The following is a 21,885-nucleotide window of genomic DNA, read 5'->3' as shown; positions in this document are numbered from 1 at the left end:
TCCGGGGTTTTTGATTGGTTGGTTTGAAAGACGAAGAATGAATTTTAACTTCTGACTTTTGACTTTCTGCCAACGTTACCCAGTTAAGGAGGTGAAAGAACAGTGGGTAGAACATACGCAGAAAAAAATGCGGCGATTGCTGAACTCAAAGAAAATTTGAGTCAGTCTCAAATCGCAATTGTGATTGACTACAAAGGACTCTCTGTAGCTGAGATCACAGATTTGCGAAAACGGCTTCGCCCCACCGGCACGACTTGCAAAGTCACCAAAAACACGTTGATGGGACTTGCAGTTGACGGTGACGATAACTGGCAACCGATGCAGGAATTGCTCAAGGGTTCTTCCGCTTTTCTGCTCGTTAAAGAAGATGTCAGCGGGGCGATTAAAGCTTACCAAGACTTCCAAAAAGCGAGTAAGAAGACTGAACTTCGCGGTGGCGTCATGGATGGACGGCTTCTCAGTGAAGCCGAGCTTAAGGCCATTTCGGATCTGCCATCCAAAGAACAGCTCATCGCCCAAATTGCCGGCGCTATCAATGGCTTGGCGACGAAACTTGCTGTCGGGATCAACGAAGTTCCATCTTCCCTTGCCCGTGCTCTTCAAGCTGTGTCCGACAAGGAAAACAAGGAAGACAACCAAGAAGCCGCTTAGTTTTCAGCTATCCGGTTTCTGTCTAAAGCTTTGCTACTCGTTAATTGGGTGAACTAAGGTAATCCATTAGCACTCAACCATTAGCGAATCGCAAATAAAAAATGACCACTGACTTACAAAAACTAAAGGAGTTAAGGAATGTCTGCAACAACCGATGAAATTTTGGATAGATTGAAATCTTTGACTTTGCTGGAAGCCGCTGAGCTCGTCAAGCAAATTGAAGAAGCATTCGGCGTAAGCGCCGCCGCACCGGCTGGTGGGATGATGATGATGGCACCAGGAGGAGCAGCAGCAGCTCCTGCAGAAGAAGTAGAAGAACAAACCGAGTTCAGTGTCATCCTCGAAGAAGTCCCTGCCGATAAGAAGATCTCTGTACTGAAGGTTGTGCGGACACTCACCGGCTTAGGCTTGAAAGAAGCCAAAGACTTGGTGGAATCTACACCCAAGCCGGTTAAGGAAGGCGTTGCCAAGGATGCCGCTGAAGACGCTAAGAAGCAGCTCGAAGAATCTGGCGCAAAAGTGTCTATCAAGTAATTTCAACGGCTTTGCCCCTGATTATTTCTGTGCTGCTTTTCCCTAGGGAAAAAAGGAGAAGATTTCGTGAAAATTAGTTATCTTCTCCGAACAACAGTATGAGAGAAATTTAAAGTGGCAAACCAATACCCTGTTGGGTTTTAAATCGAGGAGTCTCTGTGAGGCTCCTTTTTTTATGATTACTGGAAAGGAGAAAGAAATAGGAATTGATTGAGTGCAGTTAACCGATGAAAAATTTATAAAAAGTTTGAGAACTATCGGCTTTAAAAAACAAAGGGTTCTCTATCTCTAAAAAACCAAGTTTCCGGCACGATGATATTTTCAATGGTTGCTTAAAACTCTTGTGTAGATGTTCGCAAGCGAAGCAAATAAGTTTGCATATCGGGCAATCCACTATCTAGCATACGCTGACGAATGGATCTGGCAATAGTGCTAGAACCTAATGATTGCTTCTAAGCCAATTTTTTCTCTGAGCAAGGCTTCAATCGCTTCTTGGGTCATAATTATCCAAAATCAAAGAAAATCGTAAAATTACTATTTTAATTAACTTTAATCAGCCAAGTTCGACATTAAATAATGACTTTGTGACTCAGGCAGTAGAGATTCTACTCGGACACATTGAATGATTCCTTGCTCATCTATAATTATTTTACCCCGATAACGCGATTGATTGATATTAATTCCTGAATCCACAAATTTATTGTCTGAGTAATCAGTAATTTCTGTGACTCGTTCTGCCAAGATCGCTAAAAAGCTTGAAGGGCGCTCTCCAATTAGATAATGAACAATTATAATTCTCGTACTTAAGAAAGGCCGGCAGGAATACCCTTGGAGGATTTGGCAAATATCAATCATCGGCACAATTTCACTGCGATAGTTAAACAAGCCGGCAAAATATTCAGGGGTCTGGTGGAGCTTTGTTAAAGCAACAACCGGCAGCACTTCTACAACCCGGCTGATTTCTCAAGCATATCGCTCATTGCCGGCATAGAAGATCAACATTAGCATAATGACTTTGATCCTCCAACTTGATAGACTTAGTTAAGTATTCCCACTCTTAGCCGGCAAGGCAACAAATAAGCATTTTAATTGTACTTAACTCTATTCATATTTATCATATAAAAAATTTAGAAAGTTCGGGAGTCTGCCGATTAATTGCCGGCTTCCATCGGCGACTGTGCGTTATTCAAAACACTCTACTCTCAGGACTTGCTATCACACAGCAAACGTTCGCTCTCCGTTACATTCGCGCTAGTCTGTAAATAATCATGTAGCAAGCCACAGGCACGTCTGACTAAATCATTGAGATCCAAATTCCATAAAATAACTGTTTTGTCATCATGTGCCGAGGCAAGCACTTTGCCATCTGGACTAAAACTAATCTCTAAAATCCCAGAATTTTGCTCTTTAAGCGCTTTGAGCAAAGTGCCATCAAGACTCCACAGTTTCACCCGACTGTCCCAACCGGCAGAGGCAACCGTTTGACCATCCGGAGAAAAAGCGACACTGGTTACACTATCGCTGTATCCTTTCAACAAGGTTTTGGGGGGACTGCCATCAAGAGGCCAAAGCTTAACCGTATTATCCCAACTGCCGGTGGCAATGAGTTGTCCATTGGGTGAGAAACTGACAGTGGTGACATAGGATCGATGCCCATGTTCCCCCCCCAAAGTTCTCAGCAGTTTCCCCTGCAAGTTCCAGAGTTTAACTGTTTTATCATCACTGGCAGAAGCAATTAGCCGGCCATCTGGGCTAAACCTGACACTATTGACACGCTCGCCGTGACCACTGAAAATCTTTAGCAACTCACCGCGTCGAGTCCAGAGTTTGACCGTATGATCTTTGCTGCCGGTGGCAAGTAGCTGACCGTTGGGGCTAAAACTTACACTGTAGAACGCATCGCGTCCAGAGAGGGTTTTGACCAACTGGCCCTCCCGGTTCCAGAGTTTCACCGTATTATCTAAACTCGCGGAAGCGATCATCTGGCCATCTGGGCTAAAAGTGACATTGATGATGCGATCATTGTGACCTGTCAGGGTTTTGTAGGGAGCGTTTTGAAGTTGCCCGATTGTATTGCGTAACCACAATTTCACGGTCTTGTCGCGGCTGCCGGTGGCAATTAACCCGCCATCAGGACTGAAACTAACGCTAGTCACCCGATCACTATGACCCTTGAGTGTTGCCGGCTTGGTGTCGTAAGTGGCCCAGAGTTTCACCGTTTTGTCTAAGCTTCCCGTCGCAATTAGTTCCCCATCCGGGCTAAAACTGACGCCGGTGACACGACCACTATGGCCCTCTAAGGTTTTCAGCAATGTACCATCCATCTGCCAGAGTTTCACCGTCTGGTCATCACTTGCCGTGGCGATTAATTTGCCATCCAAGCTAAAACTAAGGCTATAAACGGCTTTTTTATGGCCGATCAACGTATTTAGTAAGGTGCCATCTGGCTTCCAAAGTTTCACCGTGGTGTCTCTGCCGGCAGTTGCGAGCGTATTGCCTTGCGGACTGAAACTCACCGCCATCACCCAGTCGCTATGGCCCGTTAACGTCTTTACCTTCGTCCCGTCCAGCTTCCAAAGTTTTACGGTTTTATCATCACTTGCCGAAGCAATTAACTGCCCATCCGGCGAGAAACACACCCACTCCACCGGCCCGCTATGGCCGGCTAGGGTCGCAATTAACGTGCCATCTGGCTTCCAGAGTTTCACCGTTTGGTCATGGCTGCCGGTGACAACCCGCTGCCCATCTGGGCTGAAATTAACGCTATAAACGCGATCTGCATGACCGTTCAGCGTTGTCACCAGTGTGCCGTCCAGTTTCCAAATTTTCACCGTTTTATCCCGGCTAGCAGAGGCAACTAGCTGCCCATCTGGACTAAAACTCACACGCGTCACACTATCGCTATGCCCAGAAAAAACACTGATTTGTCTACCGTCACGACTCCAAAGTTTCACTGTATGGTCATTTCCCCCTGAAGCAAGCAACTGGCCATCTGGAGAAAAACTCACACTCCAAATACTATCCCGATGCCCCTCTAGGCGATTGCGTTCTCTGACCCCATAAACCGCTTGTTGCAAGGCTGTCACCACCCGAATTCGATTATCCGGTTGTGGTTGGGCCACTGATTCCAGCGTTTTTCTGGCCCACAAACTTTCGATCAGCGCATCAAATTCTTGATGGGTGTTAAACAGATATTCAGAATTGTTGACATGAGCCTTGAGATTCGCTTTGGTTTCAGCGATTTCTGCTTCTTGCTTCAGGATTTCTGCTTTTTGTTTTAACGCTTCTGCACGTAGCCAAAATCCGCAAGTGAAAAATGCCAGCAGTAAAAATAAGCCGCCGGCTGCTGCAAATAGCAGTTTTTGCGTTTCGCTTCTTTTTAGCTGTTCTCTTTGCTGCAATTGCTCTCGACTTTTGTACTCTTGATGGATAAAATCAACAAGATAATCATGAACTAATTGATAATGATCTGCCGGCTCTTCCCGGTGATGAAACACTAGACCTGAACCGACTAAAATCTCTAAGATTAAGTTTAATTTGTTAGCCTTAAATGTCAAGGCTGCCGCCAAGTCATGTTTAGTCTTGAGGGGGCGTCTGCCTTCGGCATCTGTGAGCGAAAATAATACTGTCCAAGCCGCTTCTTCATTTTCTGGCCCACAATCGCCGATGACTTGCTTAAGGGAGCGCTGAACTAATTTTGCTTTGGGATTATCATCATCAAGGCTGCGGTATTGTTCTAGGGTGGTAATTTTATCTTCTTGCAACTGAGCACCGACCACCTGCAACTCAATCGGACGCACAGTTTCTCGCTCACTGAGAAGGTTGTTGACTAAGGCATCAATTAAGGCTTCTTCTAAGTAAAACTGAGAGCCTTCAGTTAAGCTTTTCAAAACATTTTTGGCTTCAGTTTCAGAAAAGTTTTTGATAGGATAGCGAATTTCCTTATCTAAAATATTGTTATCAATGGCATCTAAGTTTAAATCGTTGAAGCCTTCATACTCCAGCAAATAGTGAAGATAATCTTCCCGTAAAGATAAGATAACCTTGACAAAAGGAATGTTGAGACAGTCGCGCAAAAATTCAAAAAACGGTCGTCGATTAATGGGAAGTTGATCAACAAAGAAAAATTCTTCAAATTGGTCAAAAATTAGCACAGTCAGCCGGTTGCGGTCGGCATTTTGACGCAGTTGTTCAAGAATGGCATCTTTTGAATTAAACGGGGGGGAGAGGGGGAAGGCGTCACTGATCGCGCTTGTCTCTTCTGGGGTTGTTTGCTGAAGTGCTTTGGCTAACTCTCTGCCTAGGGCAACCATCCAATCTGTGTAAACTCGCAGCACCACCGGCAAGGCGACGCGATCACCGATCGCTCGCTGCTGCAAGGCAGGAACTAAGCCGGCGTTGACTAAGGAGGATTTACCGACGCCAGAGGTTCCGTAAATCACGGTCAGCTTATAATCATTGCGACCCATCCGTTCGATTAAGCGCTCGATATCCTGCCGGCGTGCCGCAACTGCTAGTTCTGGAGCGACAACGCGCAGGCTTAGCGCTGTATCGTCTAAAGCTGGGTTAATTCCCTGTCGCTGGGGTTGCAGTTGGCCGGCACCGATGAAAGCCCGCAACCCATACTGATGCTCGATTTCCCGTTGCTGTTTTTTAATTAAAAAAGCATTTAAATACTGACCTTGCTTAAAATAAAGCGATCTCAGCTCCTCCATGATGCGAATGTAAAGCTGGGGATCGCGGCGGTGCGCCAGCGCCACTCTCGCCTGTTCCAGGTAAGTGATGGCAATGCGTTCACCATTGACATGAACCATTTGCCGGGAAAGGGGCAGCCGCTGTGTTGCGGCTTCCAGGCGCAGCGCCCGCGCTAGCAAAAACAGATATAAGCCTTGATCCTGCTGCTGGTTCACCGATGCTGAGGCCAAAATATCTAGGGCTTGTTGAGCTGCCCATTTGGCATCCCGTGCTTGTTTATTGGCCTCGCGGACTTGCTGAGTCGCTTTCTTAGCATCGATTTGGCCCTCACTTACTTTGGACAGTTGTAAGGCTTCCTCGGCTTTCTCCACACACACTTCAGCCAAAAAGCCATAATCCTGAGCGAGCTGCACCCGCCTGTCGTCGGTATAATGCAAAATCAGTGCTTTTTGGGCGAGTTTGTGCAACTGATCCCATGCTTCCAAACGCCGCAGAACTTCACCGAGATGGTTGATAAATTTTGAGATTAAATCGGGCCGGTTCCCCCGCTCAAAGACATCTAAACATTGTTGTAGGTAACGCCTTGCCTTATTCCAGTGCTGCCGACTCTCGGCTGGTTCCCGTTCGGCTTTGCGGCAATAACACAAACCAATATGAAATAAGACAACGCCTTGCCGTTCTATAAAATATTGGATGAGCAGGAAATGCTGTTGCGCTCGCCGGCTTTGTTGGATGTGTCTCCATCTACCCTGCTGCCAAAACCCTAAGCTTTGCTTGAAGTAGCCGAGGGCTAAATTGAAATCGTCATTGGCATAAGAATCCAAGCCGAGAACAAATTGCACACCGGCATCAACTGCCGGTTCTACGCGAACCCCGCGTGCTAGCAAATCGCGCTGGGCTAATTCAAGTTCTAGCCGATCTGGAGAACGCTCAGCCGGCATTTGCATACTGCTACCAGCTTGCAGAATTCGGGTGAACTCTGCCTCTGCCGGTTGCCGCAAAATGTGGATTAACTCCTCACAAGCGATTTCAAATTTAATTGAGGTTGCAGCCCAGCTTTTAAAATCGGCAGCCAAGCGCACCAGCTTTTGCAAAAGAACATCATTAACCCACAGCACCAAAGGAAACGGAAAATTTTTGCGAAATTCCTCCCGTACTTGGTTGGTAGAAGCCAGCACTCGCTCGATCTCTGTGACTGACTCCAAGCCGAAAACCATTAATGCTTGCGGGGTTTGATCTGCCAGTAAATCCCGGATTGTCGTGTAGAGAGTTGTAACGAACTCAGGCAGAACAAGCTCTGGAACATTGATCACCGGCATTTGAGAGGCGTTAGTGAGCCGGTACTCTTCGCTGCTAAGAAATTCCCGGAGCCGGTTTGCCATCCGCTCTTGCAGAACTGCATAATTGCAGCGGACAAAAATCAGCGTAAACTGGCCGGCAGAAAGAGTGATCGCCCTCGCCAAAATTTTCACTGAACGCTCGTTGTAGGCGTCCGTATATTCCAATGGGTGCGGGTCAGTCATCGTTAAATGTTTCGCTGCTGCCAAAGCTAATTGCATACCTCAAACTGCACCCTATATATTCACGTAATGCTGCGAGCATACGCTGATGTTAAGAGCATACGATTAACGCTAAAACACGACTCTTCACGTGGGGGAATGTCTTTCATTTTAGAAGCTCGCGAACACGCTTTGCGCTTATGCTCCAAGCCTGGCGCGTGTCTTCTCAAAGCGTCACAGTCTCTCAAAACTCAACCGCACTGCAAAGCACGTGTTTAACCTTTTAAGTAAATCTACCCCCACTCAACGGGCGAGCTCAGGAGAATCCGCCCTGCGCTAGATTTCAGATTGAGTGCTTTGCGTATCTACATCATCTAATTAGGTGGGTTTCTCAAGTGAATCCCTCTAAGGGAGGATTTTTAATATATTGCTGAGATGATGGGCTGTTTGCCATACCTCCAAAGCTATGCGGCTGAATGGGTTGACGCCAAACATCGAATGAATGAGGTTCTAATCCAAACAGCAGATGATCATCAGCTCATTTCCTGGAATCGGCACACAGGCGATTGTAACCGGCATTCGATGAACTGCCACAAGGTGCAACATCCTAGGATGCCGGTGGGTGCCATCCCATTTTTCGCAACGAGTGCAAAACATCGATTCAGAGGATGGGGGGGGGGATAAATGTTTGGCCGCCATTCCCTAATTCCCCGCCGGCCACTCTATTGATAGCGCCGCTCAACAAAAATAGGGAAATTATTGATCGGGTTTTAAAATTATCCCGATCAACGCACGAAGCCTCAGAAAAACAACACATATACCGAAAGACCTATACCGAACACTTTAAATTCCCCTGACTGAGATCGGCCAGGGGAATTATATTTTTTAAGGATCGATATTGATCGCAATGTTAAACCCCAAACATTGAAAATAATCCCGCCCAGCCGCGCCGGGTTGCCTGCTTTATGCCACTTAGACAAAGTGTCACAAGCGCTCTCAACCGGCGAACCTATGCAGCCGGCTTAACTGTCACAAACTGGCAAAAACAAAGTAAGCCGGCTTAACTGTCACAAACTGGCAGAAACAAAGTAAAAAACTTATCCACGATCAAAGCAACCCCTTCACAGCTGAGGTTACTGGAATGTATTTAAGCTTTTTCACCAGTTTTAGTGCTGGATTAGTTGTTTTGCTGCTGCTAGCCTTTGGACTACTGCAATGGTTACACATCCCCGCCGGCAGCATTCTGGACTGGGTGATTGGCGGAGCGAGTTTTTGGTGGTTGGTAGTGATTGTCACCGTGCCTTGGAATGTCTATTTTCAGGCTAAAGAAGTTTTAGCAGAAGCCGAACGATCCACTGAAAAGGGAATTGCAGTCGATGAAAAGCAAGTGACATACGTCAAACGTTTAGCGTCGCGTTCGCTTCTCGTTGCCATTGCACTGCATTTGCTTTCAGCCATCGGACTCTACACTTTGGCAATCACCGGCATCAGTGCAGTTGGCTATGTCAGTTCCGGTGCCGCCTTACTTCTAACGCTTTTAAGGCCGGCAGTCAGAGGTTATGAGTATTTAGCCGCGCGTCTGCGTGCGATCGGTCAAGAAGTGCAGTATCCCCGCGAAGACGTTGTGGAATTGCGCCAGCGCGTCATCACTTTGGAGTCAACCGTCGAGCAACTGCAACAGCAACTGAACCCTGAAAATCCCACCTCTTGGGTCTCCACCCAAGAGCGCCAATCACTCGCGACTCGTAACGAGCTAACCCGCGTTGCGGCTTCTTTAGAACAGCTACGAGTCACAAATCAGGCTGAGCATGATCGGCTAGCCAGAGAATCGCAAAATGCGGTCGCCCAGCTCAGCACTGACGGCCAATTTCTCGACCACGTTCGGGAAATTATTCGGTTCTTTAAGACAGCTTAAGGGAGTGCTGAGTCCTGAGTCCTGAGTCCTGAGTGGGGGAGTGGGAGAAAAGTTTCTCATCCAATGCCCAATGCCCCATGCCCTATCCCCCATTCCCCATTCCCCATTCTCCTACAACAACTTCGCTGACTCATACAACCGTCTGAGGAGAGCCATGATTTTCGCCCCATATTCTAAATTTGCCGCCCAGCGTCCGCTTAGCTGATCTACCAAAGGGGCAACCCCTCGCGTGACAAAGCGAAACCTGGGATCGACGATTTCCTGAACAATTGGCTCTGTAGAGGCATAAGCTTTTAAATGCTGGATGTGTGCTCTGACGCCAATTCTGGCGCTGGGGAAAGAAGCTCCCTCAATGCCGGTGCCCACTCCCCCTAAACCGGCAAAGTTATTTTGAGAAGGTCTAACACCGCTGACAAAGCGCAGAAATGCGGTTTCTAAACACATTTGACAGAACGCAATGTCATAATTGACGCCCTCAATACTGGCTTCCTCCCTATAAAGCTTGGGGATATCTGGAAACTGGTTCAGGGCAGCGTCATTGTTGGCTTTAAGAAACATGATTAACTCCATTTCGCTGGTGTTACCATGCCCCATAATCTTATCGAGCTGGCCGGCGCACACATTCAAAATAGAGCGAAGACTGACGGTGCGGGTAGAAGAGTCCCAACCTAAAGAGATATTGAAATCCCGCAGTTCAACTGCTCTGAGATAGACAATATTTCTGTAGGTAACGCGGCGAACTTGGGAGGCTCTTGTCAGATCGATTCCCAAACTATCGATTAAATCAATTGGAACGTAGGCATTGCCGTTGATAAGGATGCCTTTCTCGCCGTACAACTGCCCGTTAATGTTGATATTGCATAATGGATAAGTATCTGCCGGCCCTGGGGTTGGATCTGGCACTGGGATAGGAGTTGGCGTTGGCGTTGGCGTTGGCGTTGGTAAGGTCGTTCCGCGCACCCACGCCGCCAGTCCGTCTGCAATTCCTAAAGCGATATCCCGGCGTCGGTTTTGGATCAGATATCGGTCATCTGGATTGGTGAGAAAGCCAACTTCCATCTGCATTGACGGAATAATAATTCCCCGACAAAAGGGCAAACTCCCGACCTCGGTGGTAATGTCAGGCTTAGCGCCCCGACTGGGCAGTTGAGGTAGCCGCCGTAGCAATCCCAGCAGCAGCAGTTCTGCATCTGCTTTGCGCCGTTCGTTGTTGGCGATGTAATAAACGCTAGCGCCCCTGGTTGCTGGATTGAAATACGCATCGGCATGAATTTCTAGGGCAACATCACCCGGACGCTGACGAGCATTAATCCATTCAATGGTCTGTTTCATACTCAGCTCGTCCGGTACAGCCAAGACTTCTAAATTGCGAGAGCGCAACTCTGTTATCACCATATCGCGCAGCAAAATCATTTCTCTGGCTTCTGTGGTGCCACCGGCTACTACGCCGGAATCGAGAACTTGTCCCTCATAACCCCCGTGGCCGGCTGAAATAAAAACTCGTCCCATGTGCAATTCTTGTCCTAAAGATAGAAGTATTTGATATCAAGCAATTACCATAATGGATTCTGCCGTTCCTAGGTTAACCGAGCTGTGACCTAGTTTTATAGGAATACTGCGTTGCATTTACACTGACAGGCACTTTCAGAACATTGGCTGGCCGATAAGCCTGTCTGTATCCCCAAAGCAGCCGACACAATTTCCCCATCGCTCTTGGTTTCTGAACATTTGTTACCCTGTAACTGAACAAATTCGCAGAATCACGTCCCATCAAACCGGACTATATATGCGTAAAACCAAAATTATCTGCACCCTTGGCCCCGCTAGTTCCGATTACCAGACGATTAAAGCGATGGTAGAGGCCGGCATGGATGTGGCCCGCCTCAATTTTTCTCACGGAGAATACGCAACCCACGAGAAAAACATTCACATCTTGCAGGAAATTTCTTCTGAACTCAATCGTCCTCTGGCCATTCTCCAAGATTTACAGGGCCCGAAAATTCGGGTGGGAGACATGGAAGATGGAGCCATTTTAAGAGCCGGTGAGAAAACTGTGATCACCATGAATGAAGTCACCGGCACCGCAGAGCGATTTAGTTGCACCTATAAGGGACTCGCCTCGGATGTTAAGGAGGGAGAACCCTTGCTCATTAATGATGGACTGCTTCGCCTTCGGGTGGACAAAGTGGCCGGCAGTGAAATTCATGCAACCGTGATTCATGGTGGCCCCCTGGAAAGTCATAAGGGGATTAACCTCAGTCAATCTTCGATCTCGACTCCTGCTTTAACAGACAAAGACATCGAAGATTTAAACTTTGGGTTGAGCCAAAATGTTGATTATGTGGCGCTTTCCTTTGTTCGGGAAGCTTCGGATATCAAAGAAGTCAAAGGTGCCGTTAAACGCAAGGAAAAAGCAACGAATGTGGTTGCCAAGGTGGAACGTCACGAAGCCGTTGAGGAACTTGAAGGTATTGTCGATGCTGCTGATGTGGTGATGGTGGCGCGGGGGGACTTGGGTGTGGAAATGCCTTTGGAACAGGTTCCCATTATCCAAAAGTCGATTATTGAAATGTGCCACAGCCATCTCAAGCCGGTGATCACGGCGACTCAGATGCTAGAGTCCATGATTTACAACCCCCGGCCCACTCGTGCAGAGGTTTCTGACGTCGCAAATGCGATTATTGACGGCACAGATGCGATTATGCTTTCCGGCGAGACGGCAGTGGGACGCTATCCGGTGGAAACAGTCAAAACAATGGCCCGGATTGCGGAAACGGTAGAGGCACAGTTAGTCCGCTCTACCAAGTACCTCAGCGGAGTCAAGGATTTGGAGATGTCCAACTCTGTGGCTCATGCGGCTTGCCAGTTGGCAGAAGATTTAAAGGCAAAAGCGATTATCTGCTTTACAGAACATGGATTTACTGCGCGAATCCTGTCTAAATACCGGCAGCCAATTCCTGTAATTGCCTTAACGCCTTCAGTGTTGGTGCAGCGCCGGCTGGCTCTCTATTGGGGTGTGCGATCACTTCTCCTTCAGCAGGTTTCTAGTACCGATCAGATGATTTTCTTCGCGGAACAGGCTGTGCTTGAAGCTGGATATGTCTCTAAGGGAGATGTTGTTGTGATGACTGCCGGCTTGCCTTTACCTTTTACTGGCGTGACGAATTTAATTAAGGTTCACCGCATTGGGGAAACTCAGTTGGTTTAGTTATTTTTCCACGCCCTCGTCCGCAATACGCGTCATTTCAAATAAATTTTGGGCGTTAGGGCCGAGAAATGCTTCAAATAGTGCCGTTTGTCCGGGCGCAATTTCTATGAGGTTGCGCTCGGCTATTTCGTAATAGGCATAAGTCCAAGGGATGGTAATAAGTTCTTTAGTGATATCATCTCGCACCGGCACGTTTTCTGTAATGGCTTGGGTTGCTGTCTGACGCAAACCTGTGCTTCGATTGCCTTCGATTTCGGCTTTCATCGGAACGCCTCGTTCGGCTAAGCCACGGGCTGTGCTTTCGATATCGGGGTATTGTTGGGTATTGTGGCGGTTGATGTAGCCGGTGAAGTGGTTCACAGCATAACCATGCAGCAGCACCCAAGCTCCATATTGAGTGATTTTATTAACAGTTTCGACGGTTGAGCGTAAGGGGGGTTGCCAAGGACGGGTGAAGATTTTTTGAAGTTGATCGGCAATGTGTTCTGTGTCTGCTGTGTTCATTAGAGAGGCAATTGATTGGGTTGCTATTGCGAGATCGGTGGTGACAGTTTGCTCAATTAATTGTGCGATGTCTGCCGGCAGTTCTTCAACAATTAGTTCGCTGATAAACAGTTTAGGTAAATCAAATTGTTCTTGCTGAGGGTGCCGGTAATGACGGGCATAAAGTTTTTGATCGGGGAAGGATAATTCTCCAGCAACGAAGTAACCCAAAGCTTCTGCAATTTGCTCGATATATTCAATTCCCAAGTTTTTCTTGCCTTGGGGAGTTTCGACATTCAGACGCAAGGAACGGAAAGCGATGTGGTCATTGGCTATTGTGCCACCGGCTTCTAAGATCATTTGCTGATAGATGCCGGCATAACTTACCCTGGCGCTGTAATTTTCCCACAATTTATTCCACAGCTTGCCGGCAATTTCGATATTTTTTAAGTTGGTATCAGACGAGTTGGCTATCATTGGCTCTACACTCCTTAATTTTCTAATTTTCTGTTAAAACTAAATATTAAACTTTTAATTAAATTTAAAAACCATAGAAATTCAAATTCTAAGCAAAGAAAATAATAAAATCAAGCAAATTGACCTATATAATTTTAAAGATTTGGAGCTTCTCTGGGCAACTATCATCTTTTTATTAACCGCAGATAAACGCAGATAAACGCAGATGAATACAGGATGCCGTCAGGTATGGGCAGATGATACTAAATCCGGTTGGGTAAACCTCCTTTTTTAGGAGCGAAACTTTATTAACAATGGTTCATTAGTCGAAAAATCAAATCGGCGATCTTGCTTACATAGTAGGCTTTTAGCCTGTGATGAATGACCACAGGCTGGCTTTATGCCACTCTTATGTATTTACTTAACAACCTAGTTCTTCAAACAACTCCGTGAGAATCTGTAAAGCCGTTTCAACCTGATCGCTTTCAATAACTAAAGGTGGGCAAAACCGAATCGCAGATTTACCGCACCCCAGTAATAATAATCCTTTGTAAAAAGCCCGATCCACAATTTGATCCCGTAACTCAGAATTTAAATGACCGTCGCTATCAAGTAAATCAATTGCCACCATCAAACCTTTGCCTCGTGGCAAAGAAACCCGACTAAACCGGCTTGCCAGCTTACTTAGCCCCGCTTGTAATAGCTCACCCATTTTATAAGCATTATCAATCAAACCGGCTTCTAGTAATCGTAACGTCACATTCGCAGCAGCACAGGCAACCGGATTGCCGCCAAAGGTTGTTGCATGGGAACCGGGCGGCCATGTCATTAACTCAGGTCGAGATAAAATAGCACCGAGAGGCAAACCGCTGGCAATGCCTTTGGCAAGGGTAATAATATCTGGCATCACACCCCAGTGTTCAGTGGCAAAAAGTTTGCCGGTGCGCCCCATGCCGGCTTGCACTTCATCAACAATCATCAGAATGCCGTGGCGAGAGCAAATACTGCGAATGCGCTCTAAAAAGCCATCTTCCGGCACAATATAACCCCCTTCTCCTTGAATCGGTTCAACGACGATCGCCGCTACCTCTGCCGGCGGCAGCACTGTGGGGAAAAGCTTTTGTTCTAGGTAATCTAGGCTTTCATGGGTGCCGTAAGGGATGTGGGTGACACCGGGTAACAATGGCCCAAATTGCTGGCGCTGGACAGTTTTAGAGCCGGTGAGAGACATCGCGCCATAAGTGCGCCCGTGAAAAGCGCCCAGGAAGGCAATGATCAGTGATCGCCTTGTATAGTAACGCGCCAGTTTTATCGCCCCTTCGTTCGACTCCGCCCCAGAATTGCTGAAAAACACCCGCGCACCATTGGGAAAGGGAGCGCGTTTGGCTAAGTCTTCTGCCAGCTGCACCATCGGTTCATAATAAAAATCAGTTCCCGACATATGCACTAGACGCGCAGACTGCTCTTGGATAGCTGCGACAACTTCAGGATGAGCATGGCCGGTTGCCGTGACTGCAATGCCGGCAGTTAAGTCTAAAAAAACGTTGCCATCCACATCTTCGAGCATACAGCCGGCACCGCGAGCCACTACCAAGGGGTAACCACGAGTGTAGGAAGGGGACGTTACAGCCCGATCTCGCTCTACAAGCGCACGGGCGCGAGGCCCAGGCAGGGATGTCAAGAGCTGGGGAGTGCGAGGCAGAGTCCAGTTGGTGGGAACGCTCAGCATAGCTATTCAGGTTAAAGAGTCTATAATTTTAAATTTTAGATATTAGATTTGAGAGTTAAAGCATTTTTTAAAATAATAAACATTGTAAAATATTTTCCAATAGGAAGCTTGTATCCAAGAAATTGCGACAAATAAGCTTATAGAAAATCACCTATTAAAAATTCATTAAAGGGCGGAAAATTTTAATAAAACGCCTCAATTCTTAATACTTAGGGTAAATTTTACTTTTATGAAGCTACATACAAAACTTAACCGTTTGAGAGTTGGTTAAAATTGGGTTGTCACACAGAGCTGTTATCGAGCTGTTAATACAGCGCAATGCGTTGGCCTAGCTATCTCTCAGACTGGAGTAAGTTAATGAAATTGAAGTTTCTGTATCTGCGGCGTTATGGCGTAGCTGTATTGGCTGTAGCACTAGCGCTGCTGCTGACACTCCTACTAAAACCATTGCTGCAAACCACTCCCACCGCACTGTTTTTAGGGGCTGTGGCTCTCAGCTCTTGGTATGGCGGCTTCCCGTCTGGGTTGCTGGCCACTATTTTATCTGCCTTGTGCCTCGACTACTTTTTTCTGAAATCGGGCTATTCGATTCAAGCTATCGCGTTACAAGACATTTTGCTGCTGAGCTTGTTTATACTGGTGGCGCTAATGATCAGTTCGCTCAACGCCGCCCGCCTGAAGGCTGAAAAGCGGGTGAGAGTCAGTGAAGAGAATTTCCGCTTGCTGGTTCAGGGTGTGAAAGATTACGCGATTTTCATGATCGATCCTGATGGGTATATTGTGAGTTGGAACGAGGGAGCAGAAAACATTAAGGGTTATAAAGCTAAAGAGATTATCGGTCAGCATCTCTCCCGCTTTTACACTGCTGAAGACATTGCACAAAGTAGGCCAGAACGCATCTTGCAGGTGGCAGCCGCTAAAGGTCGGTTTGAAGATAAGGGTTGGCGCATTCGTAAAGACGGTTCGCGGTTCTGGGCTGATGCCATCCTCACCGCGTTACGAGACGAAGCCGGCAACCTCAAAGGCTTCTCAAAAGTAACACGCGATATTACTGCCACAAAGATCGCGGAGGAAGAAGCCAAAATCTCTCTTAAACAGCTCTCAGATATAAAATTTGCTTTAGATGAATCTGCGATCATAGCGCGAACTGATCACAGAGGAATTATTAATTATGTTAATGATAAGTTTTGTGAAATTTCCAAATTTTCTAAAGAAGAACTGGTAGGACAAGACCACCGAATCCTTAATTCTGGATATCACCCCAAGGAATTTTTTAGAACCTTGTGGGCAACAATTTCTAGTGGGCAAATTTGGAAGGGAGAAATCAGAAACCGAGCGAAAGATGGAACGTATTACTGGGTTGACACCACGATTGTTCCTTTTGTCGATGAACAAGGAAAGCCCTTTCAATATTTAGCAATCAGATCCGATATCACGGAACTTAAACGGGTAGAGGAAGAGTTAAGAATCCGAGCGCGACAGCAAGAAGCGATCGCCCAACTGGGTCAGCGAGCACTTTCGGGCACCGATCTTGGGACGCTGATGGACGAAACGGTGAGGCTAATCGCCCAAACCCTAGAAGTGGAGTATTGCAAAGTTTTAGAACTGCTACCAGAGGGTAATGCCTTGTTGCTGAGAGCCGGCGTGGGATGGCAGGAAGGATTGGTTGGTCACGGCACCGTAGGTAAAGGAATGGATTCACAAGCTGGTTACACCTTAGCGTCTTCTGAGCCGGTGGTTGTGACGGATCTACGGACGGAAACAAGATTCTCTGGCCCTCCTTTGCTGCATAACCACGGGGTCATTAGCGGTCTAAGCGTGATTATTTGGGGTTCGAGGACGCTGTCGAATAAGGCCGGCCAGACACTGAAAAGCAACTTTCAAAATGCTAAACCTTGGGGGGTTTTGGGTGCCCACACAACCACGTACCGGAAGTTCAGCCAGGATGATATTTACTTTTTCCAAGCGGCTGCAAATATTCTGGCGCAAGCGATTCAACGCCAGGGGGTGGAAGAAGAACGCGCCCGAATTTTAGAGCGTGAGCGAGCAGCCCGTGCAGAAGCGGAGGCAAGCGAGCGGTACAATCGTTTCTTCGCCGAAGCCGTTCCCCAGATCATTTGGACCGCTCAAGCGGATGGTTGGGTGGATTATTATAACCAGCGCTGGGTTGACTACACCGGCATGACGATCGAAGAAACTCAGGGCTGGGGATGGGGTCCAGTGTTGCATCCTGACGATGTCCAGAAGTGTATCAATAACTGGAACCACAGCGTTCAGACGGGCGAGCCTTACGAAATTGAATACCGCTTTAAAAGGGCTTCTGACGGGCAATATCGCTGGCATTTAGGTCGGGCCTTGCCAATGCGCGATCACAATGGTGAAATCGTCAAGTGGTTCGGAACTTGCACAGACATTGACGAGCAGAAACGGGCAGAGGAAGAACGCACCCAATTGTTGAAGCGCGAGCAAACCGCACGGGCTGTTGCTGAATCAGCCCGTGAAATGGTACAGCGTCTCCAAGCTGTCACGGATGCGGCGATCGCGCATCTGTCGCTGGATGATTTGCTTAATGAGTTACTGGATCGCCTCTGTGAAGTTTTGTCGGTAGATACGGCGGCTGTTTTACTGCTGGACGCTGAAAGTCACACGCTGGTGGTGCGGGCGGCTAGGGGAGTTGAGGGGGCAATTGAGCAACAACTCCGCATCCCCATTGGTCAAGGAGTGGCCGGACGCATTGCTGCTGAGCGTCAGCCGGTGTTGATCGACCGGGAGGCTTATAGTCTAGCCTACAGCCCCATCTTGCAAGAACAACAGATTCAATCGCTGATGGGTGCTCCGCTGTTGGTTGAAGATCGAGTGCTGGGAGTTGTCCAAGTCGGCACCGTTAATACCCGCAGTTTTACTTCAGACGATTTGCATCTGCTTCAGCTTGTGGCTGAGCGCGTTGCTTTGGCGATTGATCGTGCCAACCTGTATGAGGCAGAACAGTCCGCACGCACGCAAGCGGAAGCAGCCAACCGCATTAAAGATGAGTTTCTGGCAATTGTTTCTCACGAACTCCGCACGCCTCTCAATTCAATCTTGGGCTGGTCGCAAATGCTCCGCAGCCAGAAGTTAAATGAAGGGATTAGGACTAAAGCACTGGAAACGATTGAGCGTAATGCTAAGCAACAGGTGAGAGTGATCGACGATATTCTCGATATGTCCCGCATTCTGCGCGGCAAGATTCGCTTGAATGTGATTCCAGTTAACTTGGCAGGAATTGTTGAGGAGACATTGGAGACATTTAAACCGGCACTGGATGCCAAGAATATTCAAGTAGAGTCTATACTTGCCGGCTCAGATACTACCGTCTCAGGCGATCCAGATCGCTTGCAACAAATTATTAACAATTTGCTTTCCAATGCCATCAAGTTTACCCCTGAAGGGGGACGGCTGGAAGTCAAACTTGAGCTTGCCGGCAAGCACGTCCAACTTACGGTAAGCGACACCGGCATTGGAATTGACGCTGAGTTTCTGCCTCATGTGTTTGAAGGGTTCCGCCAAGCCGATAGCTCAACGACACGAACACACGGCGGGCTAGGTTTAGGATTGACGATCGTTCGCTATCTTGTAGAACTGCATGGTGGCACGATTGAGGCATTTAGTGAAGGCAAAGACAAGGGAGCGACGTTTACGGTGAAGTTGCCACTAGCGACGAAAGCGCGAGTTTCATGGCTAGTAGCAACAGAGGTTGAGAGTGAAGGAACCTCCCAAGACTTGTGGGTACTGGATGGCTTGCGGGTGCTGGTTGTGGATGATGATACCGATACCTGCGAATTGATTGCCACAGTGCTAACGCATTACGGGGTGAGCGTAACGGCGGTTTCATCAGCCCGTGAGGCGTTTGCAGCTCTTGAACAGCTGACACCCGATGTTTTAGTCAGTGACATCGGAATGCCTGGGGAGAATGGCTACCAGCTAATCCGCAAGCTCAGACAGCAAGAAGCAACGCGGGGGGAACAGATTCCGGCTGTGGCGTTGACGGCATTTGCCAGAGATGAGGATCGCCGGCAAGCGATGCTGGCAGGATTTCAAATGCACGTCTCCAAGCCGGTTGAGCCGGCTGAGTTGGCGAAAGTGGTTGCTAAGCTTGCCAGTTTGAGTTAGGGGCATGGGGCATGGGGCATTGGGCATGGGGCATGGGGCATGGGGCAAGGCTTCGCCAACCTAAAGGTATGGGCATTGGGCATTGGGCAAGGCTTCGCCAACCTAAAGGTATGGGCATTGGGCATGGGGAAAATTAAATATTTTTCCAATCTCCTTTGAAGAGGGCGCTACACGCTCTTGCGCCCCGACAACTCACTCTCCCACTCACCACCTCGCCCTCTCTCCTACTCTCTACTCTCTTACTCAGCACTCAGGACTCAAGACTCAGCACTCCCCTAATGGTTGTCAATTTGAGCGCGTTGCAAGCGACCGGAAAAATCTACATAAACGCTTTTCCATTCTGTAAAAACATCAAGAACAGCGCTGCCGGCTTCCCGGTGTCCGTTACCTGTTTGCTTAACTCCGCCAAAAGGTAGATGCACTTCTGCGCCAATGGTGGGGCCATTGATGTAAGTGATGCCGGCTTCGATGTCGCGCATGGCTTGGAAGGCGCGGTTTACATCGCGGGTATAAACGGATGAGGATAAGCCGTAGGGTGTGTCGTTGAGAACTGCGATCGCTTCTTCAAATGAACTGATTTCGATGAGGGCGACAACCGGCCCAAAGATTTCTTCACGGGCGACTCGCATATCGGGAGTGACCTGATCGAGAATCGTTGGCTGGAAGAAGAAACCTTTTTTAATCGGGCCTTCAGTTGCTCTCTCGCCGCCGGTTAATATTTTTGCACCTTCACTGCGGGCGACTTCCATATAATCCATCACCCGTTGCAACTGCACTCCGTTAATAATGGGGCCGATTTGTGTATCTGGATCTGTGCCGGCACCGATCCGCAATTTGCCGGTGCTTTCCAGCAGCATGGCGGTGAATTTATCTTTGATATCGCGGTGCAGGAGCAGTCGGCTGGTGGCGGTGCAGCGCTGGCCGGCGGTGCCAAAAGCTCCCCACAGTGCGCCTTCGAGTGCGAGTTCTAAGTCTGCATCTTCCATCACGATTTGGGCATTTTTACCGCCCATTTCCAGACAAACACGCTTGTGAGTGCGGCTGCAAATTTCTCCAACGTGGGCACCTGTTTGGGATGAGCCGGTGAAGGAGACTAAATCGACACCTGGGTGCTCAACTAAAGCTTGACCGGCTTCTTCTCCCAAACCATGAATTAAATTAACGACTCCCGGTGGCAAGCCGGCATCGTGGAATATCTGGATCAGGAAGTTCGCACACGCCGGTGTATCTTCGGCAGGTTTAAGGATGATCGTGTTACCGCACACGAGAGCCGGTAATGCTTTCCAACAGGGTATGGCGACAGGAAAATTCCAGGGTGTGATCAGGGCGCACACTCCTATGGGCATTCGCATGGTCATCGCAAATTTATTCGGCATCTCTGAGGTCGTTGTTTGACCAAATAGCCGCCGGCCTTCTCCCGCATAGTAAAAGGCGCAATCAACGCCTTCTTGCACGTCTCCACGGGATTCGGTGATGGGTTTACCCATCTCTAGGCTCATCAGGTGGGCGAGTTCTTCTTTGCGTTTGAGTAACAGTTCTCCTACTCGATAGATAAAGTCTGCACGGGTTGGTGCCGGCACCAAACGCCATGTCTGGTAGGCGCTTCGGGCTGCTTGAACGGCTTTGTCGGCATCGGCGCTGTTGGAATGGGGAAATGTGGCAACAAGTTCGTGCCAGTTGGCAGGGTTGCGGCTTTCTAGGGTGGCTTCTGATTGAGCCGGCATCCATTGGCCATCGATGTAGTTAAGGCAGGTATACATTGCTGGTTGGGGGGTTGGGTTTTGGAAGGAATTCCGAGATTTTTGTATTTCTCCCTTTCCTACTCTCTTGGAAGATTAGGGGATTAGGGGATTGTGTTTATTTGTCAGGTTTTTTGAGTTTATGTGAGGGGATAAGCGCGGTCTTTACCGCCAGTTTTTAAATTGTCATTGTCTATTTTTGTTGTAACTCACGAATTGGCAATTGTGGGGCTGCCCAATGGTAGACGCATAAGGAAGTGGCTTTAAAAAAAGCGGTTTTTCCAGATGCCGCCAGGGATTTTCGGAATCAAGTAGCAGAAAGTTACTTGATGGATTATTTCTCATGGGCATCTACAAAATTGCTTTATCGGGTTTATTACTGCTCGGCGGTGCTGTTAATTTTCAGGGTGTTGAGTTGCGCCTGTCTGAAGGATATCAAGTTGATTCCACTCAAAAAGTGGCTTTTTCTCAGGTGCAAACTACGAAGGATCGCTGCGATGATCGTCCGGGTTGTGATGATCGGCGTGCTAATCGTGGCAGTGGGCGTGTTGAGTCTGATCCTGTGCCGGTTCAAGCAAAAGATACTAAGGATGACGAGGATCGTCCCGGTGGTGATAGACGCTATGCTAATCGCGGCAGTGGGCGTGTTGAGTCTGATCCGTTGCCGGTTCAAGCCAAAAATGATCAGGATGATCAGGATCGTCCCGGTGGTGATAGACGCTATGCTAATCGCGGCAGTGGGCGCGTTGAGTCTGATTCTTCAGATTCTTTGCCAACAACAACCACTTGATGTCTATTTTCCTGTGAGGAACTGAGAGAGTTTCAAG

14 protein-coding genes and 1 other annotated feature (1 of these 15 running past the window's edge) are annotated in these 21,885 nt (G+C 48.1%); of the genes, 7 read left to right on the top strand and 7 right to left on the bottom strand.

Going from position 1 to position 21,885, the window contains the following annotated elements; all coding sequences use genetic code 11:
* Positions 1–22: a sequence feature (ribosomal protein L10 leader region), on the top strand (it extends 141 nt beyond the left edge of the window).
* Between the two features lie 80 nt (positions 23–102).
* Positions 103–651, top strand: a complete 549-nt coding sequence (gene rplJ, locus H6F73_RS08730; protein WP_190758424.1) for a 50S ribosomal protein L10 — start codon at positions 103–105, stop codon at positions 649–651.
* A 138-nt stretch (positions 652–789) separates the two neighbouring features.
* Positions 790–1,185 (top strand): 50S ribosomal protein L7/L12, encoded by a 396-nt coding sequence (gene rplL, locus H6F73_RS08725; protein WP_190758423.1) that lies wholly within the window; start codon positions 790–792, stop codon positions 1,183–1,185.
* Between the two features lie 549 nt (positions 1,186–1,734).
* Here the strand turns inward: rplL and H6F73_RS08720 are convergent.
* The 3 genes from H6F73_RS08720 to H6F73_RS08710 form a co-directional block, all read right to left on the bottom strand.
* Positions 1,735–2,145, bottom strand: coding sequence for a chemotaxis protein CheW (locus tag H6F73_RS08720; protein ID WP_347239507.1), 411 nt, complete (start codon positions 2,143–2,145; stop codon positions 1,735–1,737).
* A gap of 242 nt (positions 2,146–2,387) precedes the next feature.
* Positions 2,388–7,439, bottom strand: coding sequence for an AAA family ATPase (locus H6F73_RS08715; protein WP_242072395.1), 5,052 nt, complete (start codon positions 7,437–7,439; stop codon positions 2,388–2,390).
* Positions 7,440–7,889: 450 nt separating this feature from the next.
* Entirely contained in the window at positions 7,890–8,078 is a 189-nt protein-coding gene (locus tag H6F73_RS08710; protein ID WP_190758422.1) for a hypothetical protein, read from the bottom strand.
* Positions 8,079–8,520: 442 nt separating this feature from the next.
* Here H6F73_RS08710 and H6F73_RS08705 point away from each other — a divergent pair, with 442 nt between their 5' ends.
* Complete coding sequence (locus tag H6F73_RS08705; protein WP_190758421.1) at positions 8,521–9,294, top strand: hypothetical protein; 774 nt, start codon at positions 8,521–8,523, stop codon at positions 9,292–9,294.
* A 111-nt stretch (positions 9,295–9,405) separates the two neighbouring features.
* On the opposite strand, the gene H6F73_RS08700 is transcribed toward H6F73_RS08705, so the two are convergent.
* Positions 9,406–10,803 carry an N-acetylmuramoyl-L-alanine amidase gene (locus tag H6F73_RS08700; protein WP_190758420.1) on the bottom strand — a complete coding sequence of 466 codons (1,398 nt, stop codon included), beginning with the start codon at positions 10,801–10,803 and terminating at the stop codon, positions 9,406–9,408.
* A 277-nt stretch (positions 10,804–11,080) separates the two neighbouring features.
* On the opposite strand from H6F73_RS08700, the gene pyk reads away from it, so the two are divergent.
* Entirely contained in the window at positions 11,081–12,502 is a 1,422-nt protein-coding gene (gene pyk, locus H6F73_RS08695) for a pyruvate kinase (RefSeq protein ID WP_190758419.1), read from the top strand.
* Here the strand turns inward: pyk and H6F73_RS08690 are convergent, their stop codons facing one another.
* Together H6F73_RS08690 and H6F73_RS08685 are read right to left on the bottom strand one after the other, a co-directional pair.
* Positions 12,503–13,462 carry a DUF1338 domain-containing protein gene (locus H6F73_RS08690; RefSeq protein ID WP_190758418.1) on the bottom strand — a complete coding sequence of 320 codons (960 nt, stop codon included), beginning with the start codon at positions 13,460–13,462 and terminating at the stop codon, positions 12,503–12,505.
* Between the two features lie 400 nt (positions 13,463–13,862).
* A complete protein-coding gene (locus tag H6F73_RS08685; protein ID WP_190758417.1) occupies positions 13,863–15,170 on the bottom strand; it encodes an acetyl ornithine aminotransferase family protein in 1,308 nt (435 codons plus the stop codon).
* A 357-nt stretch (positions 15,171–15,527) separates the two neighbouring features.
* Between H6F73_RS08685 and H6F73_RS08680 the strand changes: the two genes are divergently transcribed.
* Together H6F73_RS08680 and H6F73_RS26940 are read left to right on the top strand one after the other, a co-directional pair.
* Positions 15,528–19,319: a PAS domain S-box protein gene (locus tag H6F73_RS08680; RefSeq protein ID WP_190758416.1), complete on the top strand. Its 3,792-nt coding sequence runs from the start codon at positions 15,528–15,530 to the stop codon at positions 19,317–19,319.
* Between the two features lie 11 nt (positions 19,320–19,330).
* Positions 19,331–19,456 carry a hypothetical protein gene (locus H6F73_RS26940; RefSeq protein ID WP_277882594.1) on the top strand — a complete coding sequence of 42 codons (126 nt, stop codon included), beginning with the start codon at positions 19,331–19,333 and terminating at the stop codon, positions 19,454–19,456.
* A gap of 138 nt (positions 19,457–19,594) precedes the next feature.
* Here the strand turns inward: H6F73_RS26940 and H6F73_RS08675 are convergent, their stop codons facing one another.
* The gene (locus H6F73_RS08675) at positions 19,595–21,079 is read right to left on the bottom strand and encodes an aldehyde dehydrogenase family protein (protein ID WP_190758415.1); all 1,485 of its coding nucleotides are present in this window, start codon (positions 21,077–21,079) and stop codon (positions 19,595–19,597) included.
* A gap of 322 nt (positions 21,080–21,401) precedes the next feature.
* Here H6F73_RS08675 and H6F73_RS08670 point away from each other — a divergent pair, with 322 nt between their 5' ends.
* Positions 21,402–21,848, top strand: coding sequence for a hypothetical protein (locus H6F73_RS08670; RefSeq protein ID WP_190758414.1), 447 nt, complete (start codon positions 21,402–21,404; stop codon positions 21,846–21,848).
* Positions 21,849–21,885: the final 37 nt, after the last annotated feature.

This window comes from Microcoleus sp. FACHB-68 (assembly GCF_014695715.1).
In the GTDB taxonomy this organism is placed as follows: Bacteria; Cyanobacteriota; Cyanobacteriia; order Cyanobacteriales; family Oscillatoriaceae; genus FACHB-68.
This window is presented reverse-complemented; position numbering and strand designations above follow the sequence as displayed.

Excerpts from the sequence above, each read along its gene's own strand:
- H6F73_RS08705 (WP_190758421.1), top strand. The coding sequence starts at position 8,521 with ATGTATTTAAGCTTTTTCACCAGTTTTAGTGCTGGATTAGTTGTTTTG.
- pyk (WP_190758419.1), top strand. The coding sequence starts at position 11,081 with ATGCGTAAAACCAAAATTATCTGCACCCTTGGCCCCGCTAGTTCCGAT.
- rplL (WP_190758423.1), top strand. The coding sequence starts at position 790 with ATGTCTGCAACAACCGATGAAATTTTGGATAGATTGAAATCTTTGACT.
- H6F73_RS08680 (WP_190758416.1), top strand. The coding sequence starts at position 15,528 with ATGAAATTGAAGTTTCTGTATCTGCGGCGTTATGGCGTAGCTGTATTG.
- H6F73_RS08675 (WP_190758415.1), bottom strand. The coding sequence starts at position 21,079 with ATGTATACCTGCCTTAACTACATCGATGGCCAATGGATGCCGGCTCAA.
- H6F73_RS08700 (WP_190758420.1), bottom strand. The coding sequence starts at position 10,803 with ATGGGACGAGTTTTTATTTCAGCCGGCCACGGGGGTTATGAGGGACAA.
- H6F73_RS08685 (WP_190758417.1), bottom strand. The coding sequence starts at position 15,170 with ATGCTGAGCGTTCCCACCAACTGGACTCTGCCTCGCACTCCCCAGCTC.
- H6F73_RS08710 (WP_190758422.1), bottom strand. The coding sequence starts at position 8,078 with ATGGCGGCCAAACATTTATCCCCCCCCCCATCCTCTGAATCGATGTTT.
- H6F73_RS08690 (WP_190758418.1), bottom strand. The coding sequence starts at position 13,462 with ATGATAGCCAACTCGTCTGATACCAACTTAAAAAATATCGAAATTGCC.
- H6F73_RS08715 (WP_242072395.1), bottom strand. The coding sequence starts at position 7,439 with ATGCAATTAGCTTTGGCAGCAGCGAAACATTTAACGATGACTGACCCG.
- H6F73_RS26940 (WP_277882594.1), top strand. The coding sequence starts at position 19,331 with ATGGGGCATTGGGCATGGGGCATGGGGCATGGGGCAAGGCTTCGCCAA.
- H6F73_RS08670 (WP_190758414.1), top strand. The coding sequence starts at position 21,402 with ATGGGCATCTACAAAATTGCTTTATCGGGTTTATTACTGCTCGGCGGT.